Consider the following 20,779-nt stretch of genomic DNA (forward strand, 5'->3'; position numbering starts at 1 on the left):
CGCCCGTTCTACTCTCGGGAAATGCCGCTCCTCGCCGGGCTCGTGGCCGCCCTGCTCGCTGCCACGCCCGCGCTTGCGCCCGCGTCGCCGCCGCCGGCCCCGCGTTCCGCCGAGTCGATCGAGGCGCGTGCAGGCGAGATCCTCGCGCGCGGCGACGTCCAGACGTCCCTCCCGTCCGAGTGGAAGCCGGTCGAGCTGCCCGACCTCCTCGCGACCGTGCTGCGGGTGCTCGTCTTCGCGGGGATCGCGCTGCTCGCGGCGCTCGCCGGCACCTGGCTCTTCCGGCGGCTCCGCGCGCGCTCCCGGGATCCCGAGGTCGAGGGTGGGTCCGGGACGGAGGCGGGCCCGGAGCCGATCCCCATCCCGTCCGCCGAGGCCGCCGCCGCGGCGGGCCGGTACGGCGAGGCGATCCACGCGCTGCTGCTCGACACGCTCGCGGCCCTCTCGCGCGCGGCGCGCCTCGCGCCGTCGCTCACCTCGCGCGAGATCGTGGGGCGCGTCCGGCTGGCGCCCCCTGCGCGCGAGGCGCTCGCAGGCCTCGTGACCGCGGTGGAGCTCTCTCACTTCGGCGGCGCGGTGCCGGGCGAGGCGGACTACCGCGCCTGCCTCGACCGGTTCCACGTCTTCCTCCAGAGCTACCGGGGCACGACGTGAGCGGGCCCTTCTCCCGCCGCGGCGCCACGTGGCTCGCCCTCGCCGCGACCGCCTCGCTCGCCGCCGCCGCCTTCCTGGGCGTCTTCGGGGACGAGCTCTCCGAGCCGCCGTCCGTCGCGCCCGGCGCGTACAGCCGGTCCGCCATCGGCCACCGCGCGTTCGTCACGCTCCTCCGCGAGCTCGGGATCCCGACGCTCGTCTCGCGCCACCGGACCGCGGACAAGGCCGCCGACGGCGCGCTGGTCGTCCTCGCCGAGCCGGCGCTCGAGCCGGCCGGCGAGAGGGGCCGGCGGACCGTGACCCTGGAGGAGATCGCCTCGGACGCCTCGCGGCTGCTCGTCGTGCTCCCGAAGCGGTCCGGGTTCCCCGATCCCCACCGGCCGCGCTGGCTCGGCGGCGCGAGCCTCCTGCCGCTCGCGGAGGTCCGGCGTGCCCTCGAGGTCCTCGAGCTCGACGCCGAGGTGGTCCGGCCGAGGCAGCTCACCGCCGCGTCCTGCGGGACGCTGCCGGCGGGGGCCGTGCTGGACGCCCCGCAGCTCCTGCGCTCCGACGCGCTCGTGCCCCTCGTCTCCTATGCGGAGGGCATGCTCGCCGGCGAGGTCGTGGACGAGGAGACGGGCCGCCGGATCGTGGTGCTCGCCGACCCGGACGTCCTCGCCAACCACGGCCTCGGGCGGGGCGAGAACGCGGCCCTCGCGCTGCGGCTCGTCGAGCGCCTCGGCGGAGGCGAGGTGCCCGTGGTGATCGACGAGACGCTGCATGGGCTGGACCTCCAGCCGTCCGTGGCCCGCGAGCTGTTCAGGTTTCCTCTCGTCCTCGCCACGGCGCAGGCGGCGCTCCTCGCGGCGCTCGCCGTCTGGGCCGGGCTCGTGCGCTTCGGCCGGCCGCGCCCGCCCGACGCGCTCCTCGCGCCCGGCAAGGCGTTCCTCGTCGAGAACACGGCGGCCCTGCTCCGCCACGGCGGGCACGTCGCGCACGTGCTCGGCGCGTACCTGCGCGCGGCGAAGGACGAGGTGGCGCGGAGGTCGCGGGCGCCCGGCGACCGGGCCGAGGCCCAGGACGCCTGGATCGCGCGGCTCGCCGCGGCGCGCGGCCGGAGCGACGCGCTCGCCCGGGCCGAGGCGCGCGTCCGCGCGCTCGAGGGGCGGGGGCGCGGGGCGGAGGAGGACGCGCTGCGGACGGCGCTGGAGATCCACACCTGGCGGGAGGAGATGACGCATGGAGCTGACGGCGATTCGAGACGTGACCGAGCGACTCCGCGCTGAGGTCCACCGGGTGGTCCTGGGCCAGGACGCCGCCCTCGACCTCATGCTCGTGGCGCTGCTCTCCGACGGGCACGTCCTGCTCGAGGGCGTCCCGGGCACGGCGAAGACCTTGCTCGCCCGCGCCTTCGCGGCCGCGCTCGGCATCGGCTTCAACCGCATCCAGTTCACGCCGGATCTCATGCCCGGCGACGTCGTCGGCACGAACATCTTCAACTTCCAGACGAGCGCGTTCGTGCTGACGCGCGGCCCCGTGTTCACCGACGTGCTCGTGGCCGACGAGATCAACCGCACGCCTCCGAAGACGCAGGCGGCCTTGCTGCAGGCCATGCAGGAGCGGGCCGTCACCATCGACGGCACCACCCATTCGCTCTCGCCGGGCTTCATGGTGCTCGCGACGCAGAACCCGATCGAGCAGGAGGGGACCTATCCGCTCCCGGAGGCCCAGCTCGACCGCTTCCTCTTCAAGGTGAGCGTGGGCTACCCGTCGCGCGACGAGGAGCGCGCGATGGTGCGCGTGCACGGCCACCGTACGGCGACGCCGCCCATCTCGGAGTTCGCGATCTCCTCGGTCGCCTCGCTCGAGGACCTCGTCGCCATGCGCGCGGCGGTCGCCGCCATCCGCCTGTCGGACGAGATCGTCGACTACGTCGTGGACCTCGTGCGCGCGACGCGCGCGCGGGCGCAGCTCCTGTGCGGCGCCTCGCCGCGCGCCGCCAACATGCTCGCGACGGCCGCGCGGGCGCTGGCCGCCACGCAGGGGCGGGCGTTCGTCATCCCCGACGACGTGAAGGCCCTCGCGCGGCCCGTGCTCCGGCACCGCATCGTCCTCGCGCCGGGCGCCGAGATCGAGGGCTCCACGCCGGACGCCGCGGTCGCGAGCGTCCTCGAGGAGGTGGAGGCCCCCAGGTGATCCACCCGACCCGCCGCGCCCTCCTGCTCGTGGCCGCAGGCTTTCCGGTCGCGCTCCTGCCCGCGCTCGTGCACCCGCGCCTCTGGGGTGTCTGGCTCGTCGTGGCGGCCCTCACGCTCGCCGCCATCGGGGCCGACGCGATCCTGGCGCTGACGCCGGGGGCGCTCGCCGCGTCGATGGAGGTCCCCGAGTCGCTGTTCGTCGGCGAGGCGGGCGCCGCGCGCGTCGTCCTCTCGGCGGCGCGCGGGGCCGCGACGGTGGAGGTCCTCGCCGATCTGCACGCGGACCTCGACCCGCAGCCGCCGGCGGAGCTCCGCGTCCGCGCGGGCGAGCCGGCGGCGCTCGAGATCGCGCTCCGCGCCCGCCGGCGCGGCAGGCCCACCGTGGACGCGCTCTGGCTCCGCTGGCCGGGCCCGCTCGGCCTCGCCGCGCGGCGCAAGCGCGTCGCGATCGACCGCGCGGTGGCGGTGCTGCCGAACCTCCGCCCCGTCCGCGCCGCGGCCTTCCGCTACTTCGGCGCGCGGGAGCTCTCCGCCGGCGTGCAGGTCGAGCGGTTCCTGGGCGACGGCTCGGAGTTCGACGCGCTGCGCGAGTGGGTGCCCGGGCTCGACCCGCGGGCCATCAGCTGGAAGGCGACCGCGCGCCACCGCAAGCTCCTCGCCCAGGAGTTCCGCGCCGAGCGAAACCACCAGGTGGTCCTCGCGCTCGACACCGGTCACCTCATGGCCGAGCCGCTCGAGGGCGTGCCGCGCCTCGACCACGCCGTGACCTCGGCCCTCCTCCTCGGCTACGTGTCACTCCGCCTCGGCGACCGCGTGGGGCTCTACGGCTTCGATCGCGCGGCGCGCGCCTGGACGGAGCCGCAGGGCGGGCTGGGAGCGTTCTCGCGCCTGCAGGCCGCCTCCGCCGGCCTCGCCTACTCGACCGAGGAGACGAACTTCACCGTCGGCCTCGCCGAGCTGTCGGCGCGCCTGCGCCGTCGCTCGCTCGTCGTGGTGTTCACCGAGTTCGTGGACACCGTGACCGCGGAGCTCATGCTCGAGAACCTCTCCCGGCTGGCGCGCCGGCAGCTCGTGGTGTTCGTGTCGCTGCGCGACCCGGGCGTCGAGGGGCTCGCCGGCGCGGCCCCGCGGCGGCTCGGGGACGTCTACCGCGCCGTGGTCGCCTCGGAGCTCGTGCGCGAGCGGGAGCGCGTCCTCGCGCGCCTGCGCCGCATGGGCGTCCATTGCGTGGACGCGCCGCCCGCCGCCGTCTCGACGCGCCTCGTGAACCGCTACCTCGACATCAAGCGCCGGGAGCTCATCGCGTGACCGTCGTGCTGAAGAGCGCGGCGTTCCGCGCCGAGCGGGAGCCCTCGTGGCGCGAGCTCGAGGGCCTCCTGGATCGGGTCGAGCGCTACGGCCTGCCCGCCCTCGCCTCCTCCGAGATCGCGCGGCTGCCGGCGCTCTACCGCGCCGCGCTCTCCTCCCTCTCCGTCGCGCGCGCGATCTCCCTCGATCGCAACGTCCTCGACTACCTGGAGACGCTCTCGGCGCGGGCGTACCTCGTCGTCTACGGGACGCGGCGGCACCTCCGGGACGCGCTCCGGGACTTCTTCGTCCACAGATTTCCGGGCGCGGTCCGGGCCCACCGGCGCCACCTCGCGCTCGCGCTCGCCCTCATCGCGCTCGGCGCGGTGGTCGGTCACGCGCTGACGGCGCGCGACGCCGAGCGGTTCTACGCGTTCGTCGATCCCGCGATGGCGCAGGGGCGCGGGCCGACCTCCTCGACCGCCTCGCTCCGCGAGGCCCTGTACGCGCCGAGGGACGCCGCGCAGCTCCTCAAGACCTTCGCGATGTTCCTGTTCCAGCACAACGCGACCATCGGCCTGCTCGCGTTCGCGGTCGGGTTCGCGGGCGGCGTGCCGTCGGCGCTCCTGCTCTTCACGAACGGGCTCGTCCTCGGGGCGTTCGGCGCGCTCTACCGCTCGCGCGGCCTCGCGCTCGAGTTCTGGGGGTGGGTGCTGCCGCACGGCGTGACCGAGCTCTTCGCGGTGGCGCTCTGCGGTGCGGCGGGCCTCGCGCTCGGGCAGGCCGTGGTGTTCCCCGGCCGCGAGGAGCGGCTCGCCGGGCTCGCGCGCCGCGGGCGGGAGGCTGGCGTCCTCGCGGTCGGGGCCGTCGCCCTGTTCTTCGTCGCCGCCCTGGTGGAGGGGCTCTTCCGGCAGCTCGTCCACTCCGTCCCGATCCGCTACGGCGTCGCCGCCGCCACGTTCCTCTTCTGGACCGTCTACCTCGCTCGCGCAGGGAGGCGGGCGTGACCGCCGGCGGCGCGCGCACGCGCGAGGTCGTGACCCCCGACGGCGTGCCGCTGCGCTTCGCGATCGCGCTCGCGGGCGACCGCGCGGGTGCGTTCCTGCTCGACTACCTCCTCGTGCTCGCCGCGGTGCTCGTCTCGGTGCTCGCGATCTTCTTCCTGGTGGGGTGGGCGGGCGGTGCGGATCTCGCCCTGGCCGGCGCGCTGCTGGCGCTGTTCCTCGTCCGCACCTTCTACTTCACCTTCTTCGAGCTCTCGTGGCGCGGCCAGACACCGGGGAAGCGCAAGCTCGGGATCCGCGTCATCGACGCGCGCGGCGGTCCGCTCACGGCGGAGGCGATCATCACGCGGAACCTCACCCGCGAGCTGGAGGTGTTCCTGCCCATGACGGCGCTCGCCGGGCCCGACGCGGTCTACCCCGGCGCGCCGGCGGGCGTCGCCCTCGCGGCGCTCGCGTGGATGCTGCTGTTCGGGCTCCTGCCGCTCTTCAACCGCGATCGCCTCCGCGTGGGTGACCTCGTGGCGGGGACGATCGTCGTGCGCGCGCCCGACGCGCGATTGCTCGACGAGCTCGTCGCCGCGCCCGCGTCGCGAGCGGCGGACGGCTTCGCCTTCTCGCTGGAGCAGCTCGACGTGTACGGTGAGTACGAGCTGCACGTCCTCGAGGGGCTGCTCCGCGATGGGCCCGCCGCGCGCCCGGACGCGCTCGCGGCCGTCGCGGCGCGGATCCAGGAGAAGATCGGGTGGGACGCCCCGGCGCCGGACGACCGCGCGTTCCTGCGCGCCTACTACACGGCGCTGCGCGGCCGGCTCGAGCGGCGCCTCCTCCTGGGGAGGCGGCGGGCCCACAAGCTCGACCGCTCCTGAAAAAGGGCGGCGCGATCCGCGCGTCGCGGATCGCGCCCGCCGGCGGTCGGTGCTACCCGAAGACCTTCACGAGCGAGGCGGTGTCCACGCCCTCCTTCTCCGCGCGCAGGTCGTGGTACGCGACCGCGGGCGCGATCGCGCCGAGCGACCCGATGGCGAGGCTCACCACCGTGGAGATCACCATGCCAACGATGCCGGTGATCTGGCCGCCGAGCGCGGCGAGGGCCGGGAACACCAGGTTCACGAACGCGCTCACCCCCATGAACACCGCGAAGAACACCAGGAACGCGGCGAAGATGGCGAGGCGCCGGCCCTTCGTGAGCTGGAAGCTGCGCCTCACCGAGCCGAAGATCCCGTTGCGCTCGACGACGGCCACGGGCACCGACACGCTCACGGCCGTCAGCACGATGAGTCCCGGGACGATGAGCAGGACGAACCCGAGCACCGACGCGAGGTAGCAGATCACGCCCACGCCGAGCACGACAGGCGCGCGGCGCAGGCCCGCGCGGAGGAGATCCCCGAGCTGGACCGGCTGGCCGGCCAGGCTCTGGATCGCCCCGTAGGTGAGCGCCGCCATCTGGACGAGGAGGAGCGCCATCGCGACGAGCCAGACGACGGCGAACGCCCCCATGGCCCCCGAGATCGCCGCCGGGTCCACCTGCGCACCTGGCGTCCGGAAGAAGAGGTTTCCGACGCCGAGCGCGACGGCGACCACCATCATCGGCACGTAGACGACGAGCGCGAGGACGAAGAATTTGCCGAGGTTGCTCCACCAGATCGAGAACGAGCGCGAGAGCAGGTTGCCGACGGTGAAGCGCCGCTCCGCGCCGACGGCGAGCGGTGCGGGCGGCGGCGCTGCGGGGATCGTTGCGGGAAGGTTCATCTCGTGACCTCCAGGAGAGAGGCGGCGAGCATAGTTTGCACCACCCGTGACGTCGAGGATCCACCGTGTGTGCGGGCTTCGCCCACAGCTTTTCGCCGCGCCGCGTTGTGCCGGAGTCTCTCGACCCGCGGGGCGCGGAGCGAGCGGACGTGACCCGGCTTCCGGGCAGCGCTCGAGCCCGACGCTCGACGAGCACACGCCCGTCAGATCTCGAAATCCGGCTTCGAATCGTGAACGAGCTCCAGCTCCGCGTACACCCGACGCCGCAGCTCGTCGAACTCGGGGCTCGTCCGGGAACGGGGGCGCGGCAGCGGCACGGGGATGACGGTCTTCACCCGTCCTGGGTTCGTCGCCATCACGAGGATGCGATCGGCGAGGAACACGGACTCCTCGATGTCGTGGGTCACGCAGATGATGGTCTTCCGCTTCTCTTCCCAGATCCGCGCCAGCTCCTCCTGGAGCTTGATGCGGGTGATCGCGTCCAGCGCGCCGAACGGCTCGTCCATGAGGATGCACTCGGGATCCACGGCGAGCGCGCGCGCCAGCGCGATGCGCTGCTGCATGCCGCCCGAGAGCTCGTGCGGATGATGCTCGGCGAACGAGGACAGGCCGACGAGGTCGAGACACTGCATCGCTTGATCGCGGCGCTGGCGCCGGGGAACCCCGGACACCTCGAGCCCGTACTCGACGTTGCGCAGCACGCTGCGCCAGGGGAACAGGCCGTAGCTCTGGAACAGGGTCACGACCCGGCGCTGCGGCCCGTCCACGATCGCGCCGTCGATCTCCACGGAGCCTCGTGACGGGAAGTCGAACCCCGCGAGGATGTTGAGGAGCGTGGACTTCCCGCAGCCGCTGGGGCCCACCAGGCACACGAGCTCGCCCCCCCGGATCTCGAGGTCGACCGCGGCCAGCGCGACCGTCGTCCCGCTCCGGGTCGCGAAGCGCTTCTCGACCGAGCGCAGCACGATGCGCGCCTGCTTCATGTCACGTCCCCGGGCGCCGGCACCGCGCCCCACGCCCGGTAGATGCGGCGCTCGGCGGCGCCGATGGCCTTGTCGAGCGCGAGCCCCACGACGCCGATGACGAGGACCGCGAAGAGGAGCAGGTCCGTCCGCAGGAAGTTGCGCGCATCCATGACGAGGAAGCCGAGGCCCGAGCGCGCCCCCAGCATCTCTCCGGCGACGAGGTAGACCCACGCCGCGCCGAGCGCGATGTGGAGCCCGACGGCCACTTGGGGGAAGGCCGCGGGCACGACCACCTTCAGCACGATGTCCCGCTCGCTCGACCCGAAGTTCCGGGCGATCCGCAGCAGGAGCGGATCGACCCGGCGCACCGCTGCGACCGTGCTGAGGAGCGCCGGGAAGAACGACGCGAGGAAGATGATGGCGATGGCGGGCACGTCTCCGATTCCGAGCCACAGCACGGCCAGGGGGAACCAGGCGATCGGCGACACCGGGCGCAAGAGCTGGACCACGGGGTCGAACGCCCGCCAGAGCCGCTCGCGCCAGCCGAAGACGAGCCCCAGCGTCACTCCGAGCGTCCCTGCGAGAGCGTAGGCGACGAGGAAGCGGGCCAGGCTCGCGCCGACGTGCACGAACAGCGTCCCGTCCGCCAGGATCTGGGCGCCGGCGCCCAGCACCGCGATGGGGCCGGGGAGCTGCTCGGCCGTCCACCGCCCGGACCACGCCGCCGCCTCCCAGGCGAGGACGAGCGCCGCGATCCCCGAGACCGGCACGAGCCAGCGATCGAGCGCGCGCGTCACCTGCGACGCCGTGACGGACGACGCGCGCCGGGAGGCGAGGGCCCGCAGGGCGATCGCGTCCGAGGCCTCGCCCTCGGCCGGCCTGGCGGGCTGCGGCGACGGACCCGGGTCCGCGGCGTACGGTGGGGCGCCCATGCTCACCTCGCGTAGGCGTGCCTGGCGAACCGGTCGTCCAGGAACGCCCCCAGCTCCACCCGCGAGGTCGCGATGTCGAACCTGAGCATGTCCGCCTGCGTGACTTCCAGGTCATTCAGCTCCGGCAGGAGGTTGTCGTAGGTCACGCGGTCATGCGGATGCGTCAGGACGTGGCGGATGATCTCCGGCTTCTGTCCGAGGTACCGCGTCGACAGCTCCGCGGCCTCGTCCCGGTGCTCACCCACGAACCGGCCCGCCGCGACGAGCCCGTCGACGAGCTCCTGGACGACCTGTGCGTGCGCCGCGATGAGGTCCTCTCGGACGAGGAGCGCGCAGCAGACGTGGTTCGGCCAGACGTCCTTCGACAGCGTGAGGACCTTCCCGACGTTTTGCAGCTCGGCCTGGGCCCCGAACGGCTCAGCGACGATGAACCCGCCGATGCGGTCCGTCGCGAGCGCCTGGACCATCTCCGGCGGCGGCATCTCCACGATCTGCACGTCGCGGCCCGCCTCGAGCCCCTCGCCGGCGAGGATCCGCCGCAGCAGGATGTGGTGCGTCGAGAACCGGCTCGGGATCGCGATCGTCTTCCCTTTCAGATCCGCGATCGACGAGACCGCACCGCCCGCCTTCACCGTCAGCGCGCTGCCGTTGCGATGCCCGAGCAGCACGAGCTTCACCGGGACCCCCTTTGCGCGGAGGGTCAGCCCGATGGGCGTGAGGGCGAACGCAGCCTCGACCCGGCCGCCCTTCACCGCCTCCGCCAGCTCGGGCCAGCTCGCGAACTTGACGGGCTCCAGGGTGAACGTCCTGAAGCTCGTCCTCGCGCCCGCGATCACGGTCAGGTGATCCGTGAGCGGCAGGTACCCCAGCCGGACGGTGGGCTTCGAGCTCGACTGGCTGCGGCATGCGGGGACGAGGGCGCCGCACGCCACGGCGGCGCCGCCTGTCCCGACGAGCTTCAGGAGGTCCCTTCGCGTGATCGGTCGCATGCTCATTGCCCCATGGAGTGTTGGCCAGCCCAGCCGAGCGCGAGGCGCTTGCGGCGGAGGTGCATCCGGACGAGCTGCGCGCCGAGCCGCGGCTCGGGCTCCGTGTAGATCTTGGCGCCCACGAGCTTCAAGACGCCTTCGGTCCCGGCCAGGAAGTCGATGACGTCGTTGCTGCCGCGCTCCAGCTCGCCCGGCTCGCCCGGCTTCGGGCGCGGGATGGCGGGTGGAATGGGGCCCGGGAAGCCGACCAGATTGCTCACGCCGTGCACGAGGAACGTGAGCCCCTGCCCCACCGTCTTCTCGTTCCCCGGCTCGGGCCCGATGAACATGAACGGGAGGTCCTTCACCGCGACGCCGGCCGCGCGCGAAACCTCGGCGAAGAGGCGGAGCGTCCGCGTGTTGTCGACGCACCCGCCCACCGCCAGCACGGGCGGGATGCCGAGCTGACGGCAAAGGCGCCCGAGGCCGGGGCCCGCCTGGCCCGCGGCGTCCGGTCCGCAGAGGCCGTCGTTGAGGAGCGCGTGGGCGCAGCACCCCGTCGTGAGGAGGAGCACGTCGGAGCGAATGAGCTCGCGCGCGAGCGTCACGTGGTTGTGCTCGTACGGCACCTTGGGCGTGTTGCAGCCGACGATGGTGGCGATGCCCTTGAGCGTCCCGCTCCGGAGGAGCTCGACGATGCGCTCCGCGCCGCCGAGCGTGTCGAGGATGTTCTCGTAGCTCCACCCGACCTGGGCGGCGGTGGTGACCTGCGGGATGTGGATCTTCGAGCGGTCGCGCCTCGCGAAGGCTTCGACGGCCGCGCGGGCCACCCGCTCGGCGTCCGCCTGGAGCTGCTCCGGCTCCTCGGGATCGAACGGGACGTGGAGCGCTCCGGGGATCCGGTTCGACTTGCAGGTCGTGATGATCTGCGTCCCGAAGCAGTCGGCCAGGATCTTCGCCCCGGGGATGACGCACTGCATGTCCACGACCACCGCGTCGACGGCGCCGGTCCCGAGCACGAGCTCCTGGCCGCCGATGTTCGTGACGGTCGAGACGCCGTGTCGCGCGAGCAGCTCCTCGCCCGAGCAGCAGAGCCCGCCCACCACGATCCCCGCCGCGCCGGCCGCGCTCGCGAGCTGCTGGATCTCCGGGCTCCGGAGCTTCTCCAGGATCACCTCGACCATCACCGGAGAGTGGCCGTGCATGAGCACGTTCACGTGGTCGGCCTTCAGGATCCCGTAGTTCACGGTCGTGATCCGCTGCTGCGGCAGGCCGAACAGCATCTCGGTCGCGAACGAGGACCCGAAGAGCGTGCTGTAGCAGTAGGCCAGCGCGGCCCGCAGCTCCTGCGCGGCGAGCGCCGTCCAGTCCGTGCAGCCGCCGAGCGTGGTCATGTGGAGCGCTTCCATGACCTCGTAGGAAGCGCTGCGGGGGAGGATGCCGAGCCCCCTCCACGTCTCCTGCCGCTCCGGCGGGGCGAACGCTTCGAGGGTTCGAAGGGGGGACGCGTCGAGCCTGCCGAGATCCTCGAGGAGGATCCGGGTCACCTCGCGCGCCACGTCCGCGATCGGCCGGCCTTCGGCCGGGACGCCGAAGCGGCCCGCCAGCTCGAGCACGCGCGCCTCGCCCTTGATCGCGAGGTGTGCCTTGCCGTCCGCGGCGGCGAGCACCGAGAACATCGCCTCGTGCGCGTGACGCCCGTGCGCCGAGAGCCCGGCGACGAGCGCGCGCATCACGTTGCCGATGACCATCGCGTTCTGGTCCTTGCCGCAGATGCCGCGCTCGGCGCGCGGGCCGATCCGGCACGGCCCCCACTGGCACATCCGGCAGCATCGACCGGTGAGGCCGAACGTGCACTGCGGCTTCTGCTGCTCGAACCGGTCGAAGAGCGTCTCGACCCCGAGCGCCTCGAGCCGCTGCAGGAGCTCGCGGGACGCGGGGTTCGGCGTCGACGCGACGTGCTCGGCCTTGTCCGGCACCTCGACGTTGAGGACGGGCAGGTGCTGCTTCATGAGAAGACCCTCGTCGACAGGTAGCGCTCGCCGGTGTCGGGCAGGAGGACGACGACGAGCTTCCCTTCGTTCTCGCGCCGCCGTGCGACCTCGATCGCGGCGTGCGCGGCCGCGCCCGCCGAGATCCCGACGAGCAGGCCCTCCTCGCGCGCCAGCCGCTGCGTCACCGCGAAGGCCTGCTCCGTGGAGACGCGAACGATCTCGTCGATGACGTCGACGTTGAGTACCTCGGGGATGAACCCTGCCCCGATCCCCTGCAGGTGGTGCGGTCCCGGCATGCCGCCCGAGAGCACCGGCGAGTCGTCGGGCTCCACGGCGACGATGCGCACGCCCTCCTTGCGCGCCTTGAGCACCTCGCCCACTCCCGTGATCGTGCCGCCGGTGCCCACCCCCGACACGAAGACGTCCACGCCGCCGTCCGTGTCGTCCCAGATCTCGACCGCCGTGGTGCGCCGATGTGCGGCGGCGTTCGCGGGGTTCGCGAACTGCTGGGGTACGAAGGCGTCGGCGTTCTCGCGCGCAAGCTCGGCCGCCTTGCGCACTGCGCCACGCATCCCTTGCGCACCCGGCGTGAGCACCAGCTCCGCGCCATAGGCGGCGAGCAGCTTCCTGCGCTCGACGCTCATCGTCTCCGGCATCGTGAGGATCAGCCGATAGCCCCGGGCCGCGGACACCAGCGCCAGGCCGATCCCGGTGTTGCCCGACGTCGGCTCGATGAGCGTGGTGCGCCCCGGAGCGATGCGCCCCTCGCGCTCTGCGGCGAGGATCATCTCGAGGGCGACGCGATCCTTGACGCTCCCGCCCGGATTGAACGACTCGAGCTTTGCGGCGACCGCCGCGACCTGACCGGGCTGCGGCTTCAGGCGCAGCAACGGGGTTCGCCCCACGAGGGCGAGGATGTCGTCGTGGATCATGCGCGCAAACTTAGCGGAGGAACTTCCGTTATCTCGGCCACGTCCGTCATGGTAGCAAAACGTCTGCCACGCCGGATGGGGACGCGCTCTGAGGGGGCCGGTGCGCGGTGCGGCCCGCCGCGGCGACGGTCAGGCCGGGAGCGTGCGCAGGGCCGCGTCCAGGTCGGCGATCAGATCCGCGGGCTCCTCGATCCCGACGGAGAGCCGGATCACGCCATCGGTGATGCCGGCGCGCTGGCGGGCCTCGGGCGACATGGACGCGTGCGTCATCGACGCGGGGTGCGCGACCAGGCTCTCCACGCCGCCCAGGCTCTCCGCGAGCGTGAACCAGCGCAGGGTCCTCAGCACGTGGTCGACACGATCACGCCGGCCGTCGGCCAGCTCGAAGCTCACCATGCCGCCGAAGCCGGTCTGCTGCTGCCGCGCGAGCGCGTGCTGCGGGTGGCTCGCGAGCCCCGGATAGTGCACCTTCGCGACCGCTGGGTGCGCGGCGAGGAAATCGGCGACGGCCCGGCCCCCGGCCTCGTGCGCGCGCATGCGGAGCTGCAGCGTCTTGAGGCCGCGCAGGACGAGGAAGCAATCGTGCGGACTCTGCGACGTGCCTAGCAGGTTGTTGACGCTCTGGATCCGCTGGACCAGCAGGTTCTTGCCGGGCGCGGCCACGACCGCGCCGCCCACCACGTCGCTGTGTCCGTTCAGGTACTTCGTCGTGGAGTGGACCACGAGATCGGCGCCGCGCCGGAACGGCTGCTGGGAGGCCGGCGAGAGGAACGTGTTGTCGACGACGGTGAGCGCGTCGTGGCGTCGCGCGAGCGCGGCGACCGCGGCGACGTCGGTCAGGCGCAGGAGCGGATTCGAGGGGGTCTCGATCCAGACCATGCGCGTGTTCGGCCGGAAGGCGGCGGCGACCGCGTCGAGGTCGGCGAGGTCGAGGTACGTGACCTCGAGACCGTAGGCGGCCTTCGCGTGCTCCAGTGCGCGGAAGGTGCCTCCGTAGCAGTCCACGGTGCAGAGGAGATGGCTGCCGTGCGGGAGGAGGTTCAGCGCGACGATCACCGCGCTCATGCCCGTGCTCGTACAGGTGGCGCCCGAGCCGCCCTCCAGGACCGCGAGCGCCTCCTCCAGCGCCGCGCGCGTCGGGTTGCCGCTGCGCGTGTAGTCGTAGCCGGCGTTCGTGCACACGTCGCGGAACGCGAACGTGGACGACTGGTAGATCGGCGGCATCACCGCGCCGTACGTGGGATCGGGCTGCACGCCGGCATGGACGCACTGCGTGCCCAGGCGAGCGCCGGGCACGAGCGCGGCGCGCCCCGCCCAGCCGGCCTTCGCAGGCGACCCCGGCGGCACGATGGTGAAGTGGTACGCGGGGTTCCCGGGGATGTTCGGGTCCAGATGAGCTTCGTCGGACATGCAACCTCCCCGCGCCGCTGCGATCGAGCAGTGCGTAGCGTTTGCGGATGTACCTGGGCCAGGGTCCTGCGGCAGCGGCGACATCCGTCATACCGGATGGACGTCTCGGATGCAAGATGGGGTGCCGCCCTGCTCGTGCCGGCCGATCGTCATCCCGTACCCATCCTCACGCATCGGAGAGCGGTCTCTCCGAAGCGGCGGCATGGATGAGTGGTGGCGTGTGGCTCGCTTGTCCCATGAAGAGGGCCGAACTGGTACGGTTGGTTACGCCATGGTTACGCGCGACGCGCGAGGTGGCGTAGGTGCTCCTGGGGCCGTGGCGGAACTGGCAGACGCGGCGGACTTAAAATCCGCTGCCGCGGAAGCGGCGTCCCGGTTCGATCCCGGGCGGCCCTACTCTCCCATCCTTGGTCGAGCCGTCGCGCGACGCGCGCTCGCGTCGCGCTACTGCTCGATGGCCCCGACGTCCGCCAGCCCGCCGCTGCGCGTCGCCCCCGTCTGGTCGGTCGGCTCGCGCAGGTACGTCTGGGTCACCCGCTCGACGGTGAGGGACACGTTGCCGAGCGGCCCGGTCACGAACGTTCCCCAGAAGTCGTCACCGAGGCGGACCATCCCGAGCCTGTCGCCGATCGCGACGTCGAGATCGCGCCAGAACTTGATCCAGGGCGCGTTCCGCGGGTCGGAAGGCCAGGTGACGGGGTGCTCGTACCAGGTGGTCCCGGTCAGGTCCCCGAACCCGCTCCCGAAGTCGCTGCCCAGCTCGGACCCGTACTCCTGTCTGAGCTGCAGGATCACGTGGTTCAGGAAGTCGTCCGTCGGGACACCGTAGCCCGTGTATCGGCCGTTCACGTAGGTGAGCGGGTACGGGGCGGCCGGGATCTTGTCGGCGGCCGCCGTGCCCGGCGGGTACCAGAGGAGCGCAGGCCCGCCGGCGTCCGTGCCGGCGGACACGATCGACTCATGGAAGCGCGCCCCTGCGACGTCGAGCGCGGCGCCGAGCGCGACGCCCTCCTGATCGCCCAGCTTCGGCCAGCGCCTCCGGTTCAGGTGCCCCCAGGCCGGCACCGGGACCAGGATCTGGCTGAAGTCGATCCGCCCCACGACGTTGTAGCCAGCGCTGCGGAAGTCGAGGATCGAGCCCGGGAACCAGTCCTCGGCGACACCGTTGAGCGTGTTCCCCACGACGATCGAGTTCTGCAGCCACACGTACTCGACGGTGTGCGCGTTCCCGATGGTGGCAGCCACGCCTCCGCCGCCGACGTTCGGCCTGCCGCTGAAGATCGCGGCCGGGCCGTCGACAGCGTTCTCGGCGATGGTGCTCGCGACGACCGAGAGCGATCCGCCGCCCATGTACACGCCGCCGCCACGGTAGTAATACTGCCCGTCCTGGGGCAGGGCGTCGTTGTCCTCCACCAGGTTCCTCGCCACCGTGCTGTTCTTGATCTCCATCGTGGCGAGGTTGTTCGGCCCGCCGGAGAGGGTGAAGAGGCCGCCGCCGTACGCGTGCTGGGCACGGACGAGATTGCCGCTGACCGTGCAGCGGTCGAGGAACGTGTTGTTGCCGCGCCCCGACGTGCTGTCGGCTCCGCCGACCGAGTAGACGCCGCCTCCCGCGGCCCCGTATCCGATCGCCGCGTTCCCGCTCACGACGACGCCGCGCAGGACGAGGCCGTTGGCGTAGATCCCGCCGCCGTAGCTGCCGCGGTCACGGGAGGCCTGGGTGTCGCCCACGACCGTGTTGCCCGCGATCGTGCACCGCTCGAGCGTGGCGGTGCCCCACACCGCCAGGCCGCCGCCCCTGGCCAGCGTGAACGGTTGGGTGGAGCCGGAGATGGGTTCGGCAACCGAGGAACCCGACGAGATCATGACGTTGTTCATCGCCAGGTTGCCGTAGACCGCGAGCACGCGCGCGTGGCTGGTGTCGCCGCCGTTCCAGCGCAGGGTGATGCCGTTCGGCAGCATCGAGGCGTCGATGACGACGTCCTTGCGCGCGTACAGCGCCGAGCGCCCATAGTCGCGCTCCTGGTATCCGGAGAACGCGCCCGCCGCGTACACCTCGCCCTTCAGCACCGTGTGCTCGTCCCCCACGATCGACAGCAGGATCGTCCCGCCGTCGAGCGAGCGGTCGAACGTGATCCGCTCGCCCGAGGCGGCGGCCGCGAGCGCCGACCTCAGCGTCACCGCGCGGCCCGTCGGGCTCGCCACGTCCTCGAGACTATTGACGACGAGTGACCCGCTCGGCTGCGCGGCGTAGGTCGCCGTGAGCGCGACGCCGGAGTAGGCCTTGTCCGCGTCGAGCACCACGTACCAGGCCCCGGCGGAGGGGTTGGGGATCGTGCACGACTCGTCGTTGGTCCTCGCCGCGCTCCGGCAGTCGTACGTCCTCGTGGTGGGCACCCAGCCCTGACGGACGTACAGGTTGGCGTTCCCCGTCCCTCCCGCCGTGGAGACCACGAGGGAGCTCTGACCGGCGGGCACGCCGATCGCGAAGCAGGGCTGCTCACCTTGCGCCGCCGAGAGCCCCGTCGAGGCGACGCCTTCCTGGAGCGGGGTACAGGTCGCGCCCTCGTGCGCGGCGACGAGGGTCGCGCCGGAGAACGCGGTCCGCGCGTAGAGCATCACGAACCAGGTGCCGGGCGCGGGGTCGGCGATCGTGCACCTGTCGCCGCCGGTCCTCGCGCTGCTCCGGCAGTCGTACTCCCTGAGCGTCGGCATTGCGCCGAACCGGACGTAGAGATCGGCGTTGCCGGTCAGCTGGGTCACGTCCACTGTCAGTGATCGCTGGCCGGCGGGCACGGTGAGGCCGAAGCAGCGCTGCTGGCCTTGCGCCGCCCAGAGGTGGGTGATCGGCACTCCGTCCTGGAGCTGGACACACGTGCTCAGGCTCGTGAGCTCCTGCGCGGCGGTGTGGGAGCTGCCGTGCGCGACCGTCGCAGCCGCGACGACCGCGAAGACGATCCGGATCGCGTGTGCGTGCATGGTCCCCTCGTCACGCCTGCAATGGCGCGAATTGCTCACGCGCACTCTAAGCGTGTCGCGCGAATACCAGCCTCGACCACTGCGGGGCTGCGGCACGCAGGCGGCGCGCGCGGCCGGAGAGCGAGTGCCCGGGCCAGGGCATGAGCGTTGTCGGCGCAGGCAGGGTCGCAAGCGCGTCCTGCGGGCGCACCCGCAGGTCATAGGAGCCACGGGTCACACGATGATTCGCGCCGAGCCTCGCGAATCGGGGCGCATCCTCGTCCCGTCACTCGAGCCGCATCGCGTCGAGAGATGAGGAGGCGGACATGAAACGGTTGGTCTCGATCACGACGGCGCTGCTCGTCGGTCTGGCTCCGGCGGCGGCGGTCGCCTATTCGAATCAGTACTTCACGTGGATGAACGGCGCCGGTCTCGAGCAGGGTCCGGTGGTGCAGGGCGTGACGCAGACGTTCGTGATCAGAAACCTGGAGGACGGAACGCCGGCCTACCCGCCGGGTTACAGCGTGGAAAACTGGTACAGCGCCTTCACCGGCCCCTATCCCGATGCATCAGGCACCTGCGGCGTCACCGAACCTTCCTTCAGCGTCAACTCCATCGTCGTCAACACCTGGGAGCAGACGTTCTCCGAGGAGGGTTACTACACGGTGTGCCTGCATCTGGTGCACGCGACCGCCCCCGAGATCTGGGACAACGCCGCTGTCTATGTGAGGCCGAACGAGGCTCCGCACGTCCAGGAGGTTCAGCTCGACCCTCGTCTTCCCGTCGTCGGTTACGAGACGAGCGCGGTTGCGTCGCTCTGGAGCAATGACGACGCGATCGCGTCGTGCACGGTCGACTACGGCGACGGCGGGGGCCCCGAGACTGGCGAGGTCCTGACCCTGTTCCCGACGCCCGACCCCACGCCCGAAATGCAGGCCCTCGGGAACGTAGACATCATCTGCCAGGGGCCCCCGCACACCTATGACGCGTCCGGGTCCTACACGGTGACCGTCGCAGCGACCGACGCCGGCGGCCTTCAGGGAACGGCTGAAACCTACGTGACGCCGTCAACCGAACCGTACATGTACGTCGCTTTCATCGACTTCTCTTACGGGGCCATCCGGTCCGGCCGCCTGTGGAACTACTCGGCGGAGGTGAACATCCGCCACTTCACCGGTGTGGACCTGAGCAGGGCGACCGTCACGGCCGAATGGCGGGTGTTGGATGGCCCGACGATGCTCACGCAGCGGGTCACGACCAATAGAGCGGGTATCGCGAAGTTCGCCCTGCGCGCGTTCCCGTACGGTGAGTACGACCTGTGCGTCACGAACGTCGAGAAGTCGGGCCTGACGTTCCGGTACGACGAGGGGTGGCCCCCGCTGTGCGCGAGCGATTACTCCAAACCGATGGAGTCGCCGTAGGCCGGGCGACGCCTGATCGCGCGCTGACCTGATCCGGCCGTCCAGCGGCCCCGGCGCTCCCGCACCGGGGCCGTTCCATCGGTTCAGCGCGGCGCTCGCGAGCGTGCCGAAGCTCGTCACACCGCGGCCGGACGCCTCGAGCGCGTGGGCCGGCGGGACGCCTCGCGAGGCGCGCGCCGCGGGTGCTATCGTTTCCGGATGCCGCTCGACCCGGACGTCCAAGACCAGCTGCGCCGCGTCCTCTCGTCGATGGAGCTTTTGCTCCCGAAGCCCATCGAGAAGATCGACTGGGGCAAGACCCACGCGGCGAACTGGAGGCGCCACTCGTTCGCCGGCTACCTCGAGGCCGTCTCGAGCGTCGAGGGGATCCAGCTCTCGGATTTGCTCGGCATCGAGGAGCAGAAGCGCGTCGTCGAGGCGAACACGCGCCAGTTCCTCGCCGGCTTCCCCGCGAACAACGTCCTGCTGTGGGGGACGCGCGGGACCGGGAAGTCGTCGCTCGTGCGCGCGCTCCTCCGCGCGTACGCGTCCGAGGGCCTGCGCATCATCCAGGTCGACAAGGACGACCTGGTGAGCCTCCCGGCCATCGTGGACGAGGTCGCCGGGCAGCCGTATCGCTTCCTCCTCTTCTCGGACGACGTCTCGTTCGAGGTGGGCGAGTCGAGCTACAAGATGCTGAAGAGCGCGCTCGACGGCTCCGTGTACGCGCCGCCCGAGAACGTCCTCATCTACGTCACCTCCAACCGGCGCCACCTCATCCCGGAGTTCGAGACGGACAACCTCGGGGCGCTGCTCGTCAAGAACGAGATCCACCACGGCGAGGCGGTCGAGGAGAAGATCTCGCTGTCGGGGCGGTTCGGCCTCTGGGTCGGGTTCCACGCCTTCTCGCAGGACGAGTACGTGGCCGTGGCGAGGCAGTGGGTCACGAAGCTCTGCGAGAGGGCGGGCGCCGAGCCGGCGTGGAATCGGCAGGCGGCGGAGGCGGCCGTCGCCTGGTCGAATCAGAAGGGCGATCGCAGCGGGCGCATCGCCTACCAGTTCGCGAGCGACTGGGTGGGCCAGAGCATGCTGCGCTCGCGCTAGCGGACGCCCGACCGGACATCCGACAGCACTGACGATCGGCGCGAGGCCCGCTCGCACGCCCGTCAACGACGCAGTGCGTCCCAGAAGTGGCGCGGGGAGAGATTCAGGGCGCTTCCCGGAACGATCGCTTCAGGCAACGCGTTTGCACCATCAGCGACCTCGCGAGGCCCGGGCCACGCCCTGCGACGTCCTCCGTGTCGATACGGCACGGTGGCGTGGCGGCGGGTTCACGGGCTCGGCGAGGGACACGAAGATGGCATTCATCCCGGCTCAGGCACACCCACTCATGTCCTCTCGCGCCCGCCGCATGCGGTCGCGCGGCGCCGTCCTCGTCGTCGAGGACGATCCCGACATCCGCGAGGCGCTCGCCGAGGCCCTCGGCGGCGAGGGCTACGACGTCGCGCTCGCCGAGAACGGGCAGGACGCGCTCGACGTGCTGCGCGACTGCCCGCGACCGGATGTCATCCTCCTCGACCTCCTCATGCCCGTCATGAGCGGGTGGCAGTTCCGCCAGGAGCAGCTCGCGGACCCAGCCCTGGCGGGCATCCCGGTGGTCGTCGTCTCTGCGTCGCCGCCTGGCGACGCGCAGCCGGACCGGTACCTGCCGAAGCCGTTCAGCATCGACGACCTGCTCTCGACGGTCGCCGAGCTCTCCGCGGACGCCGCCGAGCGGATCTGACCGCTCGGCGACGAGCGCGCGAGGCCTCACGCCCGCCGCGACGGCGCCCGGGCTGCCTCCGGCACGAGCTGGTGGAACAGGCTCGACTCCCGCTTGAAGAAGCCCTCGGTGTGGAACGACCACTCGAGCCCGAGCACCTCGAGGTCGAGGTGGTGCACGAGCTCGTGGAGGAGCGTTCGAAGGAACGTGCGGAACGCGACCACGCGCGCGTGGCGGGCGGTGCGCATCCAGACGCGGATGCAGGGCGGCTCGTCGGGATCGGGGGTGTAGAGGCCGTGCAGCTCGCCCCAGTCCGCGCTCGGCCGGACCGCGTGGATCTCGAGCTTCGGCGTGCGCGCGCCGAGCGCCCGGGAGATCCCCGCGCACAGCGCGAAGGCGGCGCGCGCCACCGCCTCGCCGTCGTCGCGCGCGAGAGCCTCCCGCAGCGACTCGACCTGCGGGTGCAGCGAGGCGACGCCCGGCACCGGGATGGCCGGGACCGCGTCGCTGGCGCGGTAGATCGCCTTCTCCCGCGGTGACAGGCGCGCGTAGTACGCGAACGGCACGGCGGCGGCGCGGGGCGCCCT

18 protein-coding genes and 1 tRNA gene are annotated in these 20,779 nt (G+C 72.1%); 10 read left to right on the forward strand and 9 right to left on the reverse strand.

From position 1 onward, the window contains the following. The first annotated feature begins 21 nt into the window (after positions 1 to 21). Genes MNZ29_RS02890 through MNZ29_RS02915 form a run of 6 tightly spaced genes read left to right on the forward strand, consistent with a single transcriptional unit; the run spans position 22 to position 5,988 of the window. A complete protein-coding gene (locus tag MNZ29_RS02890; protein WP_242352762.1) occupies positions 22 to 654 on the forward strand; it encodes a DUF4129 domain-containing protein in 633 nt (210 codons plus the stop codon). Further along, positions 651 to 1,919: a DUF4350 domain-containing protein gene (locus MNZ29_RS02895; RefSeq protein ID WP_242352764.1), complete on the forward strand. Its 1,269-nt coding sequence runs from the start codon at positions 651 to 653 to the stop codon at positions 1,917 to 1,919. Before MNZ29_RS02890 ends, MNZ29_RS02895 begins: the two co-directional genes overlap by 4 nt. Then, the gene (locus MNZ29_RS02900) at positions 1,873 to 2,829 is read left to right on the forward strand and encodes a MoxR family ATPase (protein WP_255821063.1); all 957 of its coding nucleotides are present in this window, start codon (positions 1,873 to 1,875) and stop codon (positions 2,827 to 2,829) included. Before MNZ29_RS02895 ends, MNZ29_RS02900 begins: the two co-directional genes overlap by 47 nt. After that, the gene (locus tag MNZ29_RS02905) at positions 2,826 to 4,139 is read left to right on the forward strand and encodes a DUF58 domain-containing protein (protein WP_242352766.1); all 1,314 of its coding nucleotides are present in this window, start codon (positions 2,826 to 2,828) and stop codon (positions 4,137 to 4,139) included. Before MNZ29_RS02900 ends, MNZ29_RS02905 begins: the two co-directional genes overlap by 4 nt. Further along, entirely contained in the window at positions 4,136 to 5,125 is a 990-nt protein-coding gene (locus tag MNZ29_RS02910) for a stage II sporulation protein M (RefSeq protein WP_242352769.1), read from the forward strand. Before MNZ29_RS02905 ends, MNZ29_RS02910 begins: the two co-directional genes overlap by 4 nt. Further along, on the forward strand, positions 5,122 to 5,988 hold the full coding sequence (locus MNZ29_RS02915; RefSeq protein ID WP_242339554.1) for an RDD family protein: 867 nt from the start codon (positions 5,122 to 5,124) through the stop codon (positions 5,986 to 5,988). Before MNZ29_RS02910 ends, MNZ29_RS02915 begins: the two co-directional genes overlap by 4 nt. Before the next feature lie 52 nt (positions 5,989 to 6,040). Here MNZ29_RS02915 and MNZ29_RS02920 read toward each other — a convergent pair whose 3' ends face one another. The 7 genes from MNZ29_RS02920 to MNZ29_RS02950 form a co-directional block, all read right to left on the reverse strand. Then, positions 6,041 to 6,871, reverse strand: a complete 831-nt coding sequence (locus MNZ29_RS02920) for a hypothetical protein (RefSeq protein WP_242339556.1) — start codon at positions 6,869 to 6,871, stop codon at positions 6,041 to 6,043. 203 nt (positions 6,872 to 7,074) lie between these two features. Next, entirely contained in the window at positions 7,075 to 7,854 is a 780-nt protein-coding gene (locus MNZ29_RS02925) for an ABC transporter ATP-binding protein (RefSeq protein ID WP_242352771.1), read from the reverse strand. Continuing rightward, positions 7,851 to 8,768: an ABC transporter permease gene (locus MNZ29_RS02930; RefSeq protein ID WP_242352773.1), complete on the reverse strand. Its 918-nt coding sequence runs from the start codon at positions 8,766 to 8,768 to the stop codon at positions 7,851 to 7,853. Before MNZ29_RS02930 ends, MNZ29_RS02925 begins: the two co-directional genes overlap by 4 nt. Positions 8,769 to 8,770: 2 nt before the next feature. Further along, positions 8,771 to 9,757, reverse strand: a complete 987-nt coding sequence (locus MNZ29_RS02935; RefSeq protein WP_242352775.1) for an ABC transporter substrate-binding protein — start codon at positions 9,755 to 9,757, stop codon at positions 8,771 to 8,773. A 2-nt stretch (positions 9,758 to 9,759) separates the two neighbouring features. Beyond that, positions 9,760 to 11,748: an anaerobic carbon-monoxide dehydrogenase catalytic subunit gene (gene cooS, locus MNZ29_RS02940; RefSeq protein ID WP_242352777.1), complete on the reverse strand. Its 1,989-nt coding sequence runs from the start codon at positions 11,746 to 11,748 to the stop codon at positions 9,760 to 9,762. After that, the gene (gene cysK / locus MNZ29_RS02945) at positions 11,745 to 12,662 is read right to left on the reverse strand and encodes a cysteine synthase A (protein ID WP_242352780.1); all 918 of its coding nucleotides are present in this window, start codon (positions 12,660 to 12,662) and stop codon (positions 11,745 to 11,747) included. Before cysK ends, cooS begins: the two co-directional genes overlap by 4 nt. A 129-nt stretch (positions 12,663 to 12,791) precedes the next feature. Further along, complete coding sequence (locus MNZ29_RS02950) at positions 12,792 to 14,072, reverse strand: PLP-dependent aspartate aminotransferase family protein (protein WP_242339568.1); 1,281 nt, start codon at positions 14,070 to 14,072, stop codon at positions 12,792 to 12,794. A 310-nt stretch (positions 14,073 to 14,382) separates the two neighbouring features. Here MNZ29_RS02950 and MNZ29_RS02955 point away from each other — a divergent pair. After that, positions 14,383 to 14,468 (forward strand) — tRNA-Leu (locus MNZ29_RS02955). A gap of 48 nt (positions 14,469 to 14,516) precedes the next feature. Here MNZ29_RS02955 and MNZ29_RS02960 read toward each other — a convergent pair. Continuing rightward, positions 14,517 to 17,051: a PPC domain-containing protein gene (locus MNZ29_RS02960; RefSeq protein ID WP_242352782.1), complete on the reverse strand. Its 2,535-nt coding sequence runs from the start codon at positions 17,049 to 17,051 to the stop codon at positions 14,517 to 14,519. Positions 17,052 to 17,356: 305 nt separating this feature from the next. On the opposite strand from MNZ29_RS02960, the gene MNZ29_RS02965 reads away from it, so the two are divergent. The 3 genes from MNZ29_RS02965 (at position 17,357) to MNZ29_RS02975 (ending at position 20,213) form a co-directional block, all read left to right on the forward strand. Continuing rightward, a complete protein-coding gene (locus MNZ29_RS02965; protein ID WP_242352785.1) occupies positions 17,357 to 18,451 on the forward strand; it encodes a hypothetical protein in 1,095 nt (364 codons plus the stop codon). A 198-nt stretch (positions 18,452 to 18,649) separates the two neighbouring features. Further along, on the forward strand, positions 18,650 to 19,534 hold the full coding sequence (locus MNZ29_RS02970) for an ATP-binding protein (protein WP_242352786.1): 885 nt from the start codon (positions 18,650 to 18,652) through the stop codon (positions 19,532 to 19,534). Positions 19,535 to 19,820: 286 nt separating this feature from the next. After that, the gene (locus MNZ29_RS02975; protein WP_242339575.1) at positions 19,821 to 20,213 is read left to right on the forward strand and encodes a response regulator; all 393 of its coding nucleotides are present in this window, start codon (positions 19,821 to 19,823) and stop codon (positions 20,211 to 20,213) included. A 26-nt stretch (positions 20,214 to 20,239) separates the two neighbouring features. Here the strand turns inward: MNZ29_RS02975 and MNZ29_RS02980 are convergent, their stop codons facing one another. Next, positions 20,240 to 20,758, reverse strand: a complete 519-nt coding sequence (locus MNZ29_RS02980) for a hypothetical protein (protein ID WP_242339577.1) — start codon at positions 20,756 to 20,758, stop codon at positions 20,240 to 20,242. Between the last annotated feature and the right edge of the window lie 21 nt (positions 20,759 to 20,779).

The sequence above is a fragment of the Anaeromyxobacter sp. SG64 genome, from assembly GCF_022690745.1.
Taxonomy (GTDB): domain Bacteria; phylum Myxococcota; class Myxococcia; order Myxococcales; family Anaeromyxobacteraceae; genus Anaeromyxobacter; species Anaeromyxobacter soli.